The organism is Buchnera aphidicola (Cinara curvipes) (genome assembly GCF_900698915.1).
In the GTDB taxonomy this organism is placed as follows: Bacteria; Pseudomonadota; Gammaproteobacteria; order Enterobacterales; family Enterobacteriaceae; genus Buchnera_F; species Buchnera_F aphidicola_AY.
Window position 1 is genome coordinate 245,814 of record NZ_LR217710.1, and the last position, 18,154, is coordinate 263,967.

An 18,154-nucleotide genomic window follows, 5' to 3' on the forward strand; every position below is an offset into this window, starting at 1 on the left:
GAGGATACATGGCTGGACATAGTAAATGGGCAAATACAAAACATAGAAAAAATGCTCAGGATATAAAAAAAAGTAAAATTTTTACTAAAATAATAAGAGAAATTACACTTTCTAGTAAAAAATATGGATCAGATATAAATAAAAATTTTAAATTAAGAACTATTTTAGAAAAAGCACATACATTTAATGTAAGTAAAAAATTAATAAAACAAGCTTTAATAAGAGGTGAAGGAGGAAATAAAAAAAATATTTTTCATACAATGAAATATGCAGGATATGGTCCAAATGGAATTGTAATTATTATACACTGTAATACTGATAACAGTAACAGAACAGTGTCAAAAATAAGAAATATATTTTCTTTATATAAAGGAAAACTAACAAAATATAATAATATTAAATATTTATTTAATTTCTTTTATATAATAAAAGTTAATATTAATATACATAATAAAAATATTATTTATAATCTTATAGATGAAAACAAAATTATATTCTCTAAAAAAAAAAATACAGATTATATAAATCTTACTATAAAAATAAAAAAATTTAAAGAAATAAAAAATATTTTTTTATCTCATTCTATTATATTTAGAAATATAAATATATTTATTACTCCTAAAGTAATTCGTTATATTGATCTTATTAATAAAGAAAAAATAATTAATATGATTAATTCATTAAAAAAATTAAAAGAAACTATTTATATAGCTCATAATATAAATTTATAAAAAAAATTTAATATTATTATATTAATTAATTTTTAATTTTAATTTTGTACAAAAGTATTTATAAAATTAATTATAAATATTTTACATATTACTTTTATATAAAATTATTTTTAAAAAATATATTTTTATTTTTCTTAATATAGACTATTAACTGAATTGACTATATATGATAAACAATTTAATTTTTTATTTAAATTTATTAATATCATAAAATTTTTTTTAAAGCATTATTTTTATAATAAAAATTATTTTTTTAAAAAGATTATCTTAAATTTTATAAAAAAATATTTTTTTAATATAAAATATTATATATGTTTAGTTATATTTTTATATTTAATAAAATAAATTTGTTTAATCATATTTAGTCAAAACAAAAATTATATAGTTTTTATCATAAGTATAAAAATATTTTTATTTTACATTTAAAATTTTATAAGAATTAACTAATTGAAAATTACGTTTTTTATTGTTTTTTATCACAACAATTGTATTATTTTTTTTTAATAATTTCTTATCTTTAAGTAATTGTATTATAGTATTAGTATCATATTTATTTTTTAATACATTATCTAGATATATTGGAACGACACCTCTATATAATGTTGACAAACGAAGTTTTCTGAAAGAATCAGATATATAAAAAATAGGTAAACCTGATGTGATTCTTGAAGCCAATAATGCAATTTTATTAGATGTTAATATAATAAGAATAGCAGAAACATTTTTTAAATGATTGGCTGAATACATTGCTGACATAGATATTGTTTCAGCTATATTATCAAATTTTTCATTTAGACGATGTTTAGAAATATTTACACATGGTAATTTTTCAGCACCTATACAGATTTTTGACATAGTTTGAACAGTAATTTCAGGAAAATCACCTGATGCTGTTTCTGCTGATAACATAACTGCATCTGTTCCATCTAAAACAGAATTAGCTACATCCATAACTTCAGCTCGTGTTGGAAATGGATTGAAAATCATAGATTCCATCATTTGAGTAGCTGTTATAGCTATCCGGTTTAATTTTCTTGTCATTTTAATTAATTTTTTTTGTATTCCTATTAATTGATGATCGCCAATTTCAACTCCTAAATCACCTCTAGCGATCATAATTGCGTCAGATTCCAAAATAATATCTTTCATTATTTGATCGGAAGATATTGCTTCTGCACGTTCAATTTTAGCAATAATTTTTGCTTTACTTCCAGCTTTTCTTAAAAGTAATCGAGCTTTTTGTAAATCTAAAGCAGATCTTGGGAAAGATACAGCTAAATAATCTACATTAATCATAGCTGCTAATTTTATATCTTCTTTATCTTTTTTAGTTAAAGCAGATGCTGACAACCCTCCTCCAAGTTTATTTAAACCTTTGTTATCTGATAAATATCCACCTATAATTATTTTTGTAAAAACTTTTGTATTGTTTGTTTTTATAACTTTTAATTGTATTTTTCCATCATCTAATAATAGAATATCATTACAGAATACTTCATTTGGAAGATTAGTATAATTAATACCTACTGAATTTTTATCTCCCTTATTTTTAGGTATATTTAAATCTAATAAAAAATTATCTCCATTTTTTAAAAAAACTTTTTTTTCTTTAAAACTAGAAATACGTATTTTAGGACCTTGTAAATCACCTATTAATGCTATAGAACAATTTAATTCTTTTTCTATTAATCGAATTTTATTAACTCGATTAATATGATCTTGAGCTATACCATGAGAAAAATTTAATCTTAATACATTTACACCTGATTTTATAATTTTTCTTAAAATATTTTTATTATCTGTTGAAGGACCTAGAGTAGAAATAATTTTTGTTCTTCTAATAGAATTCATTATATATTAATCCTGTTTATAGTTATATTTAATATTTAAAAAAATAATTAACTTTACTTATTTTTTAATATAAAGATTATTTTAATTAATTTTAAAAAAAAACACTTTAATTATATTTATTATAAATATAATAATTTATTATTTTTTTTATTTTATAAAATTTATTATATATAATTAGTTTTTTATTAAAAAATAAAATATAATTAATTATAAATGAAAAAAACAAAATATATATATTTATATTTAAAAATATTTTATTTTTATTATGATTATTTTTACTTAAAAAAATATAATTTTTTTGTATAAAAAATAATTTATATAATAATTATATATATTCTTATATATAATATAATAAGGTACCATATGATATTAAAAATAATACCGCAAGATTTAATAATTTTTGGAACAACGGGTGATTTAGCTCAAAGAAAATTATTTCCAGCTTTATATCGTTTAGAAAAAAAAAAAAAATTAACAACTAACATGCGAATTATTGGAATAAGTAGATCTCAAATTAAAAAAAAAGAATATAAAAATATAATATATGAATCTTTAAAAAAATTTTTAAATGAAAATATAAAATTATCTACATGGAATAAGTTTGAAAAACGTCTTTTTTTTTGTAAAATAGATGTTAATAAAATTTATGATTTTAAAAAATTAATTAATTTTTTTCAAAAAAAAAAACACTGTTTAATTAATTATTTTGCAGTATCTTCAAATATATTTATTAATATTTGTAAAGGATTAGATTCTATCCAATTAAATACAAAAACATCTAAAATTATTATAGAAAAACCTATCGGTAATTCTTTAAAAACATTCAATATTATTGATACATCTATTAAAAAATATTTTTCTGAAAAACAAATATTTCGTATTGATCATTATTTAGGAAAAGAAACTATACTTAATCTTATCTCATTAAAATTCGCTAATCCATGGTTTAAAAATATACTAAATAATAAAAATATTGACCATATTCAAATCACTATATCTGAAAGTTTAGGAATAGAAAAAAGATGGGATTATTTTAATAAAACCGGACAAATAATAGATATGGTGCAAAATCATATACTACAAATTATTTCAATTTTTTCTATGAATACTCCTAAATCATTAAATAAGAAACACATTCAAAAAGAAAAAATAAAAATTTTAAAATCTTTGAGTCATATTAATAACAAAAATATATATAATAATATTTCACTAGGACAATATTCTGAAGGAAAAATCAATAATAATATTATTAAACCATATTTACAAGAAAAAGGAGCAAGTAAAGATAGTTTAACTGAAACATTTGTTGCTATAAAATTATATATAAATAATACACAGTGGAAAAATATTCCATTTTATATACGTACAGGAAAGAGGTTACCTAAGAAATGTTCAAAAATTGTTATTTTTTTTAAAGAAATAAAAAATAATATTTTTTATACAAAAGAACTAAATGCTATACCAAATAGTTTAACAATAACTTTACAACCAGAATTTGGAATAAAAATAAAATTTTTCAATAAAATACCAGAATTAAATTCAAAATTTAAATTAAAACCCTGTGAAATGTTTTTAAATTATAATAAGATTTTTAAAAATTATTCTATACCTGAAGAATATGATCGATTACTATTAGATAGTATACAAGGAAACCCGTTTTTATTTGTTCATGAAAAGGAAATTATATATTCCTGGAAATGGATAGACCCTATAATACAAGCATATAAAAAAAATCCATCATTATTAGAATTTTATCCATCTGGTACCTGGGGTCCAAAATCATCAAATGATTTACTATGGTATGATAAAAGAGTATGGGATAATGATTAATTGTCATTTATAAAATTAAATATAAGGATATATTTTTTATAAAAATTAAATTTATTTAAACAAAAATAATAAAAAATTATTTTAATGTTTAATTTTTTTAAAATATTGTTAATATTTATTTATTTTAAAAATAAAAAATTATTTTTAGTATCAAGAAAAAATTTATTAAAAAAATATTTATTTATATTAAAAATAGTTTTTATTTAAAATTTAAAAAAATTAAAATTCAATTTTTAAATAAAGTAAATATATAAAACGTTTTATATAAAATATATACTTATATTATTATAAATATAATTTTATTAATAAAATTAACATTATATTTTAATTATTTTAAAATTAAATAATTAAATTAATTATATACTAAATATAAGTTAAAATATTGTATATATTGTTTAATAAAATTGAATTTTTTTTTGGAGTATCCTTTCATGTATTTTTTTTTAGATCTATCTGTTTGGTCAAATCTATTTACTTTAATATTTTTAGAGATAATTTTAGATGTTAATAATATAATTCTTATTTCTATTTTATCTAAAAAATTACCTTTTAATCAATATAATCAGGTTAGAAATATTGGTTTAATACTAGCTTTTTTTATAAGATTTGGTTTATTAATGATAACATCATTTTTAATAAATTTAACAAAAACAATTGTAATAAATAAATTTTTTATTTTTTCTATAAAAAAAATAATTTTATTAACTAGTAGTATATTTTTGTGTATAAAAATAATTTTTGAATTATTTAATCAGATAAATATTGAAACTAAAAAGAAAAAACAAAAAAATACAAAATCAAGATTTTGGTATATAGTTGCTCAAATTATTATATTAAACATGATTTTATCAATTAACTCTATAATAACCGCTATAGGAATAATACAAAATTTATTGGTAATAAAAACAATAATAATATCTACAATATTAATAATATTTTTATCTAATTTATTTATTAAATTTATTAATTTAAAAAAAAAAATAATTATTCTATATTTAGTTTTTTTATTAATAATTAGTTTAAATCTAATTTTAGAATCATTAGGATTTTATATTCCCAAAAAGTATTTATATGTGTCTATTGGGTTTTCTTTATTTATTGAAATTATAAATCAGATAAGAAAAAAAAATATAATTAAACATAAAGAAAAAAAACTAATAAGAAAAAAAATATATAACAAAATATATAGTATTTTTACTACTAAAAAAGAACATAAAATAAACAAAAAAAAATATTCATCTTTAATTCAAGAAAAAAATAAAATTTGTAAATATATAAATAATAAAAAAAATATAAAAGAAATAAAAAATAATGAAATAAAAATACTTATTAATATGTTAAAATTTAATAATAATAAAATTAAAAATATTATAATTCCAAAAGAAAAAATTATATGGATAGATATTACAAAAGATTACAACAATATTAAAAATAAATTACTAAATACTTCACATAAAAAAATACTAGTATGTGAAAACGAATTAAATGAAATTATAGGAGTTGTATCAAAAAAAAAATTACTCCAAGCAATAAATAATAATGAAGATATATATAATTTTTCTATTAAATATCCACCATTTATTATTCCAGAAACAATTACAACAATTAATTTATTAAATATTTTACGTTATTGTAAAAATAATAGTGTTATTATTAGTAATGAATTTGGTATAATAAAAGGATTAATTAAACCTATAGATATATTTAATATTATAGCCGGTAAATTTTTAAATAAAAAAAATACACCAAAAATAATTATTAATAATAATAACTGGATAGTACATGGTACTGTATATTTAAATAATTTAAAAAAAATATTAAATATTAATATTTTTAAAAAACATCATGACTGTATTTCAATAGCTGATTTTTTAATAAAAAAAAATAAAAATATTCCAAAAACAGGAACTATAATTTCCAGTAAATCTTACAATTTTTATATCATAAAATCTAATTTGTATCAAATACATCTAATAAAAATTACTAAAAATAAAAAAAAACAGAATAATATATAATAAAGTATTAAGGAATTATATTAAATATGAATTTTACTAAAACAATTTTAGCTTTAGATACAACATTATATTCTTGTTCTGTATCATTACTACATAAAAAAAAAATATATAGTTTATTTAAAAGTAGCTTTAAAAAACACGAAATATATATACTTAATATGATTAAAAAAATTTTAAAAAAAGCTAATACTACTTTAAAAAAAATAGATTTTATTGCTTGTACAATAGGACCTGGTAGTTTTACTGGAATTAGAATTTCTATTGGAATATCACAAACAATATCAATTATTTATAAAATTCCAATTATTGGTTTTTCTACATTACAAATTTTATCAGAACAAAGCTGGAACATTAACAAAATAAATCGTGTTTTAATTGCTATTCAAATTTCTAAAAATCAAATTTTTTGGGCAAAATATTTAAAAAATAAAATAGGTTTATGGGTTGGGATACATACAGAAAGGTTATATAATAATATGGGTAATATTAAAAAAATAATAAAAAATTACAAAGGGATTTGGTCTACTATTGGATTTAAAATAAAAATAAATTGTTTTAAAAAATCTACTAAATGGTTTAATACTCATATTAAAACTCCTCACTCTAAAGATATTATCTCCTATTCTATAAAATATTTACAATATAATAAAAAATATAAAATAATGCAAATATATCCGAGATATTTATCCCCTATATATTAAATATATTTATCATTCAATTTTTTATTTTTTATTTTAAATTTGGTATATTTACTTCTAAAATAAATATATCTTTATTATTTTTTTCTATTTGAATTAATATTTCATTAGGTTTAATTTTTATATATTTTGAAATTACCAATAATAAATCATTTTTTAATTGTGGAAAATAATCTGGCTCTTTTAAATTTTTTTTTTGTTTTTTTATTATTATCTGTAATCTTTTTTTGGCTAAGTTAGCTGTATACTTTCTTTTTGATGAAAATAAATCTAATATAATCATATTTATCTCCTAAATAACCATTGTAAAAAACTTTTCTTTTTTTCTGAAAAAAATCTTAATGGTATATTTATTCCTAATAATCTTTGAACTGTATCTGAATATGCTTGCCCGGCAATAGAAATTTTATCTAATATTACAGATAATCCTTGATTAGAAGATTTTAATACAGATGGGTCTTCTGGAATAACTCCAATTAAAGGTATTTGAAGTATATCTAAAACATCATCCATACTTAACATATCACCTTTTGTTACTTTTTGTGGATTATATCTAGTTAATAATAAATATTCTTTAACTGGTGAATCATTATTTTCAGCTCTTTTTGATTTAGAAGATATAATTCCTAAAATTCGATCAGCATCTCTTATAGAAGAAATTTCTGGATTAGTTACAATTATTGCTTCATCGGCAAAATAAAGAGAAAGAATAGCTCCTGATTCAATACCAGCTGGGGAATCACAAATAATAAAATCAAAGTTCATATCTAAAAGAGTTTGTAAAATACGTTCTACTCCAGATTTTGTTAAAGAATCTTTATCTCGTGTTTGAGAAGCTGGAAGTAAAAATAAATTTTTAGTACGCCTATCTCTGATTAATGCCTGATGAATAGAAGCCTCTCCTTTAACTACATTAATAAAATCATATACTACACGACGTTCACAACCCATAATTAAATCTAAATTTCTTAATCCTATATCAAAATCAATAACTACAGTTTTCTTTCCATTTAAAGCTAAACCAGTTGCAATAGAGGCGCTTGAAGTGGTTTTTCCTACACCACCCTTACCTGAAGTAATAGTAATAATTTTAGACATATAGTTAATACCTTTATAATATCATATATAAGAATATTTAAATTAAATTTTTTATGCACAAAATATGATTTATTAAACTAATTTCAACACTTTTTCCTAAAAATTTTAATGGTATTTGTTCAATTGTTAAATATTCTCCAGCAATAGATATTAATTCTGCAAATAAATGTGTACAAAAAATTTTTCTGGTAATATCTCCATTAGCTCCAGCTAACACTCTTCCCCTCATTACACCGTATATATGAACATGACCATCTGAAATTAATTCAGCCCCTGAACTAACATTATTAGTAATTATCAAATCAGTATTAGGTAAATATATTCTTTGCCCGGAACGTACTAATTTATTAAAAACATAATTTTTTTGATTCTTTATATCATAATAAGATGAATTTATATATTTATTTTGATTATTATTAGTATAATTTTTATTTTTATAAATTTTTGATTTAATTTGTTTTTGTATAGAAAAAATAGGTAATCCAGACTTTGAAATTATTTTTTCTGTATGTTTATTTTTACAACCTGTGATACCAATTAAAAATAAACCAATAGATAAAATAAAACTTTTAATATTCATCCAATCAAATTTATATGATAATTTTTCTATATTTAATATAATAGGTATATTTTTAAAAAAAGAAGGAGATTCTTGAATTTTCTCAATTAAAAAATCTTTAAAATAACTAAATTTTATATTTTTTACATTAATTACTAAAATAGTAAAATTATTTTTTTTAAAAGTAACTAACTGATGTTTCATATATTTTAACCTGATATATAAATAATATTCATTATATAATAATCATTATAATAAATAAAATAAATTTTAATATATAAATAAAATTAAATATTATATACTAAATGTAGTTTCATATATTCCCATATTATAGATATGAATATATTTAATAATAAATATATATGATATTTTTTAAAAATATATATTTATTTAAAAATAAAATTATCAATCATTATTAATATTTTTACTATTATATCTATTAAAGAAAAACAAGACTATGTACTCTCAATTATTATCTTTATCTAAAGAATATCAATTATTAATAAAAAATATTCAATTATTCAAAAATAAATCTACAATTTTATCTGGAATAATACCATATCAATTATTTAACACAAAATTTTTTAAAAATTTTATTATATATACTCAATATTATAATTTATATAAAATAAAAAATAAAAAAATAAATAAAAATATTATTTTAAATAATTTCTATTATCAAAATAAACTCAATACATACCAACAACTAATTTATTTTTGGGTTAAAAATAAACAAGAAGTTAAATTTCAACTAACATATTTATTATCATTTATTTCAAATAGCTGTTGTATATATATAATAGGTAAAAATAAAAGTGGAATTAATAGTATTAATAAAATATTTAATAATTATTTAATATTTAAAAAAATAGATTATGCACGTAATTGCTGTTTATATAAAGGATATATTAAAAATAAACCAAAATTTTCATTAAAAATATTTATAAATATTTATACATGGAATAATATAATTATTAAAAGTCTACCAGGAGTATTTGGATATAAAAAAATAGATGAAGGAACTAAATTATTAATATCAACTTTTAAAAATAACATTAAAGGAAAAGTATTAGATATAGGATGTGGAACAGGAATATTAAGTATAGCTTTAGCTAAAAAAAATCCTAAATTAGATTTAACATTAATAGATAATTATAATTCCGCTATTTGGTGTAGTAAAAATAATTTAATTAATAATAAAATAAAAGGAAAGGTATTTTTTAGTGATATTTATTCTCAAATAAAAGAAAAATATAATTTAATTATATCTAATCCTCCTATACATAATAATTTAAATATAAATTTAAGTGTAATAAAAAAAATAATAAAAAATGCAAAAAAATATTTAATAAAAAATGGAGAATTAAGAATCATAATACAATCTTTTATATCTCTAAATACATTTTTAAAAAAAAGATATTTAAATTATAAAATAATTTTAAAAAAAAAACATTATACAGTATTTAAATTTACATTATGAATTATATTCATACCCGGGGCGGGACTTGAACCCGCAAGGCCATTAAAAGCCGAGGGATTTTAAGTCCCTTGTGTCTACCGATTTCACCACCCGGGCATATTTTTTTATTCTAGGCGCGTTCTGGAATTGAACCAGATTCTTTGGATTTGCAATCCAATGCATTACCAATCTGCCAACGCGCCTATAAATATATTATATTTTATATGGAGGAAGAGGGATTCGAACTCTCGGATAATTTCTCATCGGCGGTTTTCAAGACCGCTGCCTTAAACCACTCGGCCATTCCTCCTCATAAAAACTTAATAAATATATTATACTAAGAAATAAAAAAAGTAAAGCTTTTCAAAAAAAAACGTTTTTAATTAAATAAATTTAAAAATTTATATATTTTATTAAAAAAATATAATTAAATAAAAATAATAATATATTTTTATTTAGTGGTAGATATAAAATTATCTTAATTTGATTAATCTATTAATTAATAGAAAATGTTAATTAGTAATTTTTTTATTATGTATAACATTATTATCTGTATTAAATTTTTTGTTTGTTAATGTATCAATTTTTGTAATAACAAAATTTTTTCTTAATAAATCTTTTTTCATTAAATATTTATGTATTATTAGAGCTCTTTTTAGAGATAATATTTTATTAATATTTTTTCTTCCTATTATTCCAATATGATCCGTAATTATTAAAATTACTTTATTTTGTTCTTCTTGATTTAGTGTTTTTTTAAAATTTTCTAAAATACGAAATGCTTCAGCAGATAATATAGGGTTATTAACATAACGTTCCATATGATCTTTTAAGTCTTCATTTTTTATAATATTTATATTTTTTTGTAAAAATATTTGTCCATTATATTTCTGAAAATTATTTAAATTAGGACATAGTTTCCATGAAACACCAGCATTTATATTATTTAATATTTTATTAAAATTATTAAAATTTATTTTTTTAAAACTATTATGCAGATTAATATTTAAATTACCTTGTAAATAATTATTAAATAAACACTCTAAACCAATAGAAAAAAGTGGAGATAATTGTTTATATTTTGATAAAATAAAAATATCTGATAAATTTTTACTATTAATTTCAGTTGTTAATTTAGCTCCTATTTTTGTATATAGATTAATATTTTTTCTAATAGGATATATAATATTAGCGGCATATTCTATGCTAGAAAAATATATATCAATTGTATTTTTTTTAAAATCTTTAACTATATTTTCTAATATGTTTGAATTTAATTGAAAATTAATATAAGGATTTAATTGATATTTTGTAAAAATATTTGGATTTAATGCCATAAATCCATTTATAATATGACGATAATTATTATAAGATAAATTCTTATATTTATAAAATATTTTTTTAGGATTAAATGAATTTAATTGAATTCCAAAATCCCATTTTTTTACTTTAGAAATAGGTTTTGCATGTACAGTTGAAAAAAAACTAGATATTAGTAATGTAAAAATAATAAAAATTTTTTTCATATATATTCCTTCATTATTAAAATTAATAATCTCTATTTATTTTTTAAGAATATTATTTTTAAAAACAATTATTAGATAAAATTAATATAGTTAAATATTACTTGCTATAAATTATAACTATAATATTTTTAATTAATAAAAAAAATAATATTTTATGTTAAAATTATTTTTTAAATATATAAACTATATAATATTTAAATTTTATAAATTTTTATTACTATTAAATGTGTTATATAAAAAAATATAAAATTAATTTTTATAAAATTTTTATATACTTTAATCTTCATAATAAAACTGTTTAATAGTAATATTATTAAACCACAATGATATTATATAAATAAAACTACCAAAAACACAAACACTAAAAATACGTAACATTCTAATAAACATATTACCTACATACCAAGTAGATATAAAATAAGATAAAAAAAGCAAAGAAATTGACATAATTACAGTTGATAATAATATTTTTTTAAAAAAGATACACCAACCTGGTTGAGGAAAAAAAATTTTTTTTTTGTATAAAATAAAAAATAATAATATAGCATTAATCCAAGCAGATATACTTCCAGACAAAGCTAAACTAGATTGATTTAAAAAAAAAATAAAAAACAAATTTAATATTTGTGTAATTAATAAGGTTAGAAAAGATATTTTCATAGGTATGATAACATCTTTTATTGCATAAAAAGCTGTTGATAAAACTTTTACTATTATTAAAGCAATAATACCTAAGGCATAACATAAAAGAATTTTTTGTGTAATTAAAGTATCTATATTTGTAAAATTACCATATTGAAATAAAGAAATAACAAATGGTTTTGATAAAAAAATTAATAATGAAGTACAAGGCAAAGATAAAAGTAATGAGATACGTAAACTCCAATCTAGTAACCTAGAATAACTTTTAGTATTTTTTAATGTATAATACTTAATTAATTTTGGAAAAATCAAAGTACTAATAGAAGAACCTAATATACCTACCGGTAATTCAGTAAGCCTATCAGCATAATATAGCCATGATATAGAACCAGAATTAAATAAAGAAGCTATAATACTATTGATAATTAAAGATATTTGTCCTATAGATACTCCCAACAGTGATGGTATAAGTTTATATAATACTTTCTTCAAACCAATATTATTAAAATTAATACTAGGTAACACTAATATTTTTTTTATACTTAAAAATGGTAATTGATAAATTGTTTGTAAAAAACCTCCAAATATTACTCCCCAACCTAAAAATAAAATTTGTGGATATAAATAAACATCTTTAAAATAAATACTAAATATAGTAAATAAAATTATACAAATATTTAATAAAATTGGTGAAAATAAAGGAATTAAAAAAACACCATATATATATAGAATAGATGAAAAAAATGAAGATAAAGATGCAAAAATAATATATGGAAAAATAATTTTAAAAAGTTTAATAGCTAGATTTAATTTAACAGTATCTTTTAAAAAACCAGGCGACATTATAATAACAATTATATTAGGAAAAAGTATACTAATAAACATTATTATCGTTAACAAAATTGTTAATAAACCAAATATACATGAAATAAAATCTTTTGTTAAAGAATGTTTATAATTTATTTTATATTCTGATAATACTGGTATAAAAGCTTGAGAAACTACTCCTTCTGTAAAAATTCTACGTAATAAATTAGGTATCTTAAAAATTGAAAAAAAAACATCAGTTTCAAGAGATGCACCAAAAGTATATGCAATTAAAAAATCTCGTACAAAACATAAAAAACGACCACTAGCAGTAACTAGACTCATTGATGCTAAAGATTTCAAAAGATTCATTTTGTGTAACCTTAGCTCTTATATTTTATATAATGATTTTAATATTAATTAATACAATTTAATATTGTATTACATTTAATTAATTTTATTTTATTAATGTAGAAGTAATAAAAATATAATTTTCATAAAAATATTTTTTAAAATATATAATTATAAATTACATTATACCGTTATTCATATGATTTAAATAAATATTTTTTTAAAACAATTAAAAAAATATCATAAAAATTACTCTACTTAATAAAAAAAAATATTTATTCTTTATAAATATTTTTTATAAATATATCATTATAATAATATATATAAAAATAATTTTTAAAAAATAATATAATAAATACTTTATTATAAATTTTATTATTATATAATATAATAAATATATTTAATGAATTATTTATAAAAAATAATATATTTTATAGAATAAATAAATTAATCAAATTTATTGAATATTAAATTTTTAAATAAATTAAATATAAATCATAACATAATATAAAAAAGTATAAATCTAAAAAAATTTATTAAAATAATAAATGATTAATTATATAAAAAAAGATTATAAATTATATAAAAGTTTTTTTATTTTAAAATAAATACTTTATTATTTTAATAAAAAATATGATAAAATAAATTTTCAAAGTAATTATTAAAAAGAAATTAAATAGTTATCAATTATTATTAAAATATATTTTAAAAAATTTTTTAAAATAAGATCTTTGAAATATTAATAATAAAAAATATTTATATTTTTATAAAGTGAGGTTATATATGAACAATACTATACATCCAATTATTACATTTACTGATATACATCTACTTCCAGATAATACTGAAATAAAAAAAAAAACAGATACTGTCAAAACAGATTTACAAATAAAAAATGTATATAATATTAAAATAAATTCTGATAATAAAAAAATAATAAAAAAACAAGATATAGCATCAGATACTATTCACATTAAACCATTACAAGAAAATAAAACTATAAAAGAAAATGATAATCCAGAAATAGGTTTTTTCTCTATTTTAGATGATGAAGGATGTGAAGGATTTTTAATAGAAGGACGTATAAGAATAAATAAAAATCGTGAAGTAACAATGGATGGTTATCCTTTATTAAATATTAAAGATACAGTTATTAAAGTACCAGAAAATAAAAAAATACTTGTTAAATCTGAAGGTTTAATTGTAATAAAAGAAAATGATGATCAAAAAACAAATAAACCGACAGTGTTAGGACAATTAAAATTTATTTCATTAAATAAAAATGATGTTATAGCACGTAAATATAATAAAGTATATGATTTAAATGATTTAGGTTTAGAAAAATACAAACAAAATGAATTAGATATTAAATATCAATTTTTATCTAACAAAGAAATACTTGAAAATAATGAAAAAGCCACCAGGAGTTTAATTAAAAAAATAAATTTAATTAGATCTTATGAATTTAATTCATTACCAAAATTAAAGAAAAATTAAATAATATAAAAAATATAATTATATTCTTTAAAGATAAAAAATTACATAATTTTTAATTATATTAAATTTATTAATTATATTTTAATAAAATCTATATTTTATTTTTCATAAAATAAATTAGAAACTAGTCATATACTAGTTTCTATATTTTTAGGTATAGAAAAATATATTACATATTTATTGTATTAAATATAAATTTAATTATAAAAAAGTAATTATTTTTATTTATAAAACAGAAAAATAAATAAAAAATTCTTCTTCTAAAATAGAAATATATTTATGTTATTAAAGGTAACATAATTAATGTTAAAATCATTTTATAAGATACTTAAAAGTATTATACTTATAATACTAATAATTTCTATTATAAATAATAATGTCTTTTCATGTAAGAAAATAATAAATAAAAAAATTTTTTTAAAACCCATTCAGATAATTAAAAAAAAACAAAAAAAAAAAAAATAATTATTCATCTTGGTTTACAAATTATAAAAATTATAAAATCGGAGATAATATTACTATTTTCTTTAATGAAAAAAATAATATTAATTATAATATAAAAAAGTATATAATTAGAAAATCATATTATATATATAATTTTAAATTGTTTATTATTAAAAAAATAAATACATATATTGGAAATATAGAAAAAATAAAGAAATTAATTAATAAAAAAAAATTTTATATAAAAAAAAATATAAATTTAAAATTATCAGTTAGAGTAGTGGCAATATTAAAAAATAAATATTTAAAAATTTTAGGTGAAAAAAATTTTTTTATTAATAATCATATAGAAAAAATAAAATTCTATGGAATAATTAATCCTAAAAAAATTAATTTAAATAATTCAATAAATTCTTCTAAAATTTCTAATTTTAAAATTAAATATTCAAATCAAAATTTCAAAAAAAACATTTTTTTTTACTTAAAAAAAATATTTTATTTTTTAAAATTAAATATATATACTATTTAATTGTAGTATATATACTATATATAATTAAAATTATATGAAAATTATACCAAAATTTAAATATATAATTATTATTCTTTATATTTTATTAAATAATAAATCTTTAATATCTGCAAAAAAAATTTATAATTTAATAAATATTGTAGGAATTCAAGATACTCAACTTATTGGATATGGTCTAGTGGTTGGTTTAAATGGTACAGGCGATACAACCGCTCAAATTCCCTTTACATATCAATCATTAAATAATATGTTAATAAAATTTGGAATTTATACTAAAAATAGTCAAAATATACAAACAAAAAATACAGCTGCAGTTATAGTAACTACTACTATATCACCATTAAATTATATTGGACAAAAAATTGATATTACAGTTTCTTCCATTGGAAATGCCAGTAATTTAAATGGAGGAACATTAATAATGACTCCATTAATGGGTATAGATAAGAAAACTTATGCTATTGCTCAAGGTAATATACCAACGGATTTGCAAGAAAAAAGAATGTACTTTAAAAAAAGTAGTAAAGATTTATTAAATAGAAAGAAAATAATTCATGGAGCAATTATTAAAAAATCTACTTCTAATAAATTTGATAAATATCATCGTGGAATTATAATTTTAAAATCTATAAGAAATAATTGGTCTTTATTAAAAAATATACGTGATACTATTAATATGTATTATTATAATATTGCAACTATTATTGATTTTAATACTATACAATTAAATGTACCAAAAAATAAAATTTTACAAAATAAAATTTTATTTCATATATTTAATATAGACATAACATCTAAAAAAAATATACATAAAAAAAAATATAATATATAATTATATATATTTATTAAAATATCTTATATATAAGAAAACTATATGAATAATAAAGAATTATTAAAAAAATCAATTATAATACAAAAAAATATGTCAGGTCAAAGAATTGATAATTTTTTATTTAAAAATTTTAAAAAATTACCAAAAAGTATGATATATCGTAGCATAAGAATAGGAAAAATAAAAATAAATAAAAAAAAAACAAAACCATTTTATAAACTTAAAATAAACGATTGTATTACAACATATTCTATTAAAATAGATGTAAAAAAAAAAAAATTCATTTAAAAAAATCAATAATTAATTTATTTCTAAAAAACATATTGCTTGAAGACAAGTATTTAATTATTTTTAACAAACCATATGGATTTGCAGTGCATGGAGGTAGTGGAATTAATTATGGAGTAATAGAAATATTTCGAAAGATTCGCCAGGAATTAACATTTTTAGAACTCGTACATCGCATTGATAAGGATACTTCTGGTATACTAATTCTTGCAAAAAAACGTTCTATTTTAAAAAAAATGCATGAAAATTTACGTAAAAAAAAAATATATAAAGAATATTTAGCATTAATACATGGCCATTGGTCTAATAAAAATAAAATAATTAATTTACCTTTATTAAAAAGAAAAGATGTTACAAAAAAAAAAAAAGTATATGTACATGAAAATGGAAAACCTTCACAAACAAAATTTAAAGTAAAAAAATATTTTAATAATACTACTTTAATATCAGTTATACCTGTTACCGGAAGAACTCATCAAATTAGGGTACATACTTCACAATTCGGACACCCTATTGTTTTTGATAAAAAATACGGAAATATAAAACAAGAAAAAAAATATATATTAAAAAGAAATAACAGATTATTACTACATTCATATAAAATTTCTTTTATCCATCCAAAAGAAAAAACAAAAATTTTTATAACAGCTCCATTAGACAAAAAGTTTAAATATTGCTTGAAATATTTTTCAAAAAAATAATTTTTTTTTAAAAATTAAGGAAAAAAAATGGCAGTACAAAAAAGTAAACCAAGTAGATCAAAAAGAGGAATGAGAAGATCTCATGATCATATATCAGAAAATCAGTTATCTATAGATAAAACATCAAAAGAAATACATGTTCGTCATCATGTAACACATAATGGATATTATAAAGGAAAAAAAACTTTTTTATTTAATAAAAGATATGAAAAAACATTAAATAAATCATAAAAACTAAAAATTATATAAAAATTATATTTTTGTATAAAAAATATTTTTCTTAAAATATTTTTATA

Annotated in this window: 16 protein-coding genes, 3 tRNA genes and 1 pseudogene; 11 read left to right on the forward strand and 9 right to left on the reverse strand. The window is 17.5% G+C overall.

What is annotated here, in order from left to right:
- Positions 1–8: 8 nt before the first annotated feature.
- Positions 9–731: a YebC/PmpR family DNA-binding transcriptional regulator gene (locus BUCICURV3402_RS01045; RefSeq protein WP_154029260.1), complete on the forward strand. Its 723-nt coding sequence runs from the start codon at positions 9–11 to the stop codon at positions 729–731.
- A gap of 411 nt (positions 732–1,142) precedes the next feature.
- On the opposite strand, the gene pyk is transcribed toward BUCICURV3402_RS01045, so the two are convergent.
- Positions 1,143–2,582, reverse strand: a complete 1,440-nt coding sequence (pyk, locus tag BUCICURV3402_RS01050; RefSeq protein WP_232036846.1) for a pyruvate kinase — start codon at positions 2,580–2,582, stop codon at positions 1,143–1,145.
- A gap of 363 nt (positions 2,583–2,945) precedes the next feature.
- On the opposite strand from pyk, the gene zwf reads away from it, so the two are divergent.
- The 3 genes from zwf to tsaB all read left to right on the forward strand — a co-directional run bounded on the left by zwf (position 2,946) and on the right by tsaB (position 7,128).
- Positions 2,946–4,412, forward strand: coding sequence for a glucose-6-phosphate dehydrogenase (zwf, locus tag BUCICURV3402_RS01055; RefSeq protein ID WP_154029262.1), 1,467 nt, complete (start codon positions 2,946–2,948; stop codon positions 4,410–4,412).
- Positions 4,413–4,843: 431 nt separating this feature from the next.
- Positions 4,844–6,427 (forward strand): TerC family protein, encoded by a 1,584-nt coding sequence (locus tag BUCICURV3402_RS01060; protein WP_154029263.1) that lies wholly within the window; start codon positions 4,844–4,846, stop codon positions 6,425–6,427.
- Between the two features lie 26 nt (positions 6,428–6,453).
- Positions 6,454–7,128: a tRNA (adenosine(37)-N6)-threonylcarbamoyltransferase complex dimerization subunit type 1 TsaB gene (tsaB, locus tag BUCICURV3402_RS01065; RefSeq protein ID WP_154029264.1), complete on the forward strand. Its 675-nt coding sequence runs from the start codon at positions 6,454–6,456 to the stop codon at positions 7,126–7,128.
- A 28-nt stretch (positions 7,129–7,156) separates the two neighbouring features.
- Here tsaB and minE read toward each other — a convergent pair whose 3' ends face one another.
- Genes minE through minC form a run of 3 tightly spaced genes read right to left on the reverse strand, consistent with a single transcriptional unit; the run spans position 7,157 to position 8,986 of the window.
- Positions 7,157–7,408, reverse strand: coding sequence for a cell division topological specificity factor MinE (gene minE / locus BUCICURV3402_RS01070; RefSeq protein ID WP_154029265.1), 252 nt, complete (start codon positions 7,406–7,408; stop codon positions 7,157–7,159).
- 2 nt (positions 7,409–7,410) lie between these two features.
- Positions 7,411–8,223, reverse strand: a complete 813-nt coding sequence (gene minD / locus BUCICURV3402_RS01075; protein ID WP_154029266.1) for a septum site-determining protein MinD — start codon at positions 8,221–8,223, stop codon at positions 7,411–7,413.
- Positions 8,224–8,260: 37 nt separating this feature from the next.
- Positions 8,261–8,986 (reverse strand): septum site-determining protein MinC, encoded by a 726-nt coding sequence (gene minC, locus BUCICURV3402_RS01080; RefSeq protein WP_154029267.1) that lies wholly within the window; start codon positions 8,984–8,986, stop codon positions 8,261–8,263.
- 253 nt (positions 8,987–9,239) lie between these two features.
- Here minC and rsmC point away from each other — a divergent pair, with 253 nt between their 5' ends.
- Positions 9,240–10,262: a 16S rRNA (guanine(1207)-N(2))-methyltransferase RsmC gene (gene rsmC, locus BUCICURV3402_RS01085; RefSeq protein WP_154029268.1), complete on the forward strand. Its 1,023-nt coding sequence runs from the start codon at positions 9,240–9,242 to the stop codon at positions 10,260–10,262.
- Positions 10,263–10,272: 10 nt separating this feature from the next.
- Here rsmC and BUCICURV3402_RS01090 read toward each other — a convergent pair.
- The 5 genes from BUCICURV3402_RS01090 to murJ all read right to left on the reverse strand — a co-directional run bounded on the left by BUCICURV3402_RS01090 (position 10,273) and on the right by murJ (position 13,588).
- Positions 10,273–10,358 (reverse strand) — tRNA-Leu (locus tag BUCICURV3402_RS01090).
- 15 nt (positions 10,359–10,373) lie between these two features.
- Positions 10,374–10,444: transfer RNA gene (locus BUCICURV3402_RS01095), tRNA-Cys, on the reverse strand.
- A 22-nt stretch (positions 10,445–10,466) separates the two neighbouring features.
- Positions 10,467–10,551: transfer RNA gene (locus BUCICURV3402_RS01100), tRNA-Ser, on the reverse strand.
- 202 nt (positions 10,552–10,753) lie between these two features.
- Complete coding sequence (locus tag BUCICURV3402_RS01105) at positions 10,754–11,767, reverse strand: outer membrane beta-barrel protein (protein WP_154029269.1); 1,014 nt, start codon at positions 11,765–11,767, stop codon at positions 10,754–10,756.
- 276 nt (positions 11,768–12,043) lie between these two features.
- Complete coding sequence (gene murJ / locus BUCICURV3402_RS01110; protein ID WP_154029270.1) at positions 12,044–13,588, reverse strand: murein biosynthesis integral membrane protein MurJ; 1,545 nt, start codon at positions 13,586–13,588, stop codon at positions 12,044–12,046.
- Positions 13,589–14,350: 762 nt separating this feature from the next.
- On the opposite strand from murJ, the gene BUCICURV3402_RS01115 reads away from it, so the two are divergent.
- The 6 genes and pseudogenes from BUCICURV3402_RS01115 to rpmF all read left to right on the forward strand — a co-directional run bounded on the left by BUCICURV3402_RS01115 (position 14,351) and on the right by rpmF (position 18,089).
- Positions 14,351–15,064 carry a hypothetical protein gene (locus BUCICURV3402_RS01115; protein ID WP_154029271.1) on the forward strand — a complete coding sequence of 238 codons (714 nt, stop codon included), beginning with the start codon at positions 14,351–14,353 and terminating at the stop codon, positions 15,062–15,064.
- Between the two features lie 469 nt (positions 15,065–15,533).
- Positions 15,534–16,037: pseudogene (locus BUCICURV3402_RS01120) on the forward strand (flagellar basal body L-ring protein FlgH); the annotation flags it as partial.
- A gap of 34 nt (positions 16,038–16,071) precedes the next feature.
- Positions 16,072–16,869, forward strand: coding sequence for a flagellar basal body P-ring protein FlgI (locus BUCICURV3402_RS01125; RefSeq protein WP_154029273.1), 798 nt, complete (start codon positions 16,072–16,074; stop codon positions 16,867–16,869).
- Positions 16,870–16,911: 42 nt separating this feature from the next.
- The gene (locus tag BUCICURV3402_RS02120) at positions 16,912–17,157 is read left to right on the forward strand and encodes a S4 domain-containing protein (protein ID WP_331865019.1); all 246 of its coding nucleotides are present in this window, start codon (positions 16,912–16,914) and stop codon (positions 17,155–17,157) included.
- A 35-nt stretch (positions 17,158–17,192) separates the two neighbouring features.
- Positions 17,193–17,858: an RluA family pseudouridine synthase gene (locus BUCICURV3402_RS01130; protein WP_331865020.1), complete on the forward strand. Its 666-nt coding sequence runs from the start codon at positions 17,193–17,195 to the stop codon at positions 17,856–17,858.
- A 27-nt stretch (positions 17,859–17,885) separates the two neighbouring features.
- Positions 17,886–18,089 carry a 50S ribosomal protein L32 gene (gene rpmF, locus BUCICURV3402_RS01135; protein WP_154029274.1) on the forward strand — a complete coding sequence of 68 codons (204 nt, stop codon included), beginning with the start codon at positions 17,886–17,888 and terminating at the stop codon, positions 18,087–18,089.
- Positions 18,090–18,154: the final 65 nt, after the last annotated feature.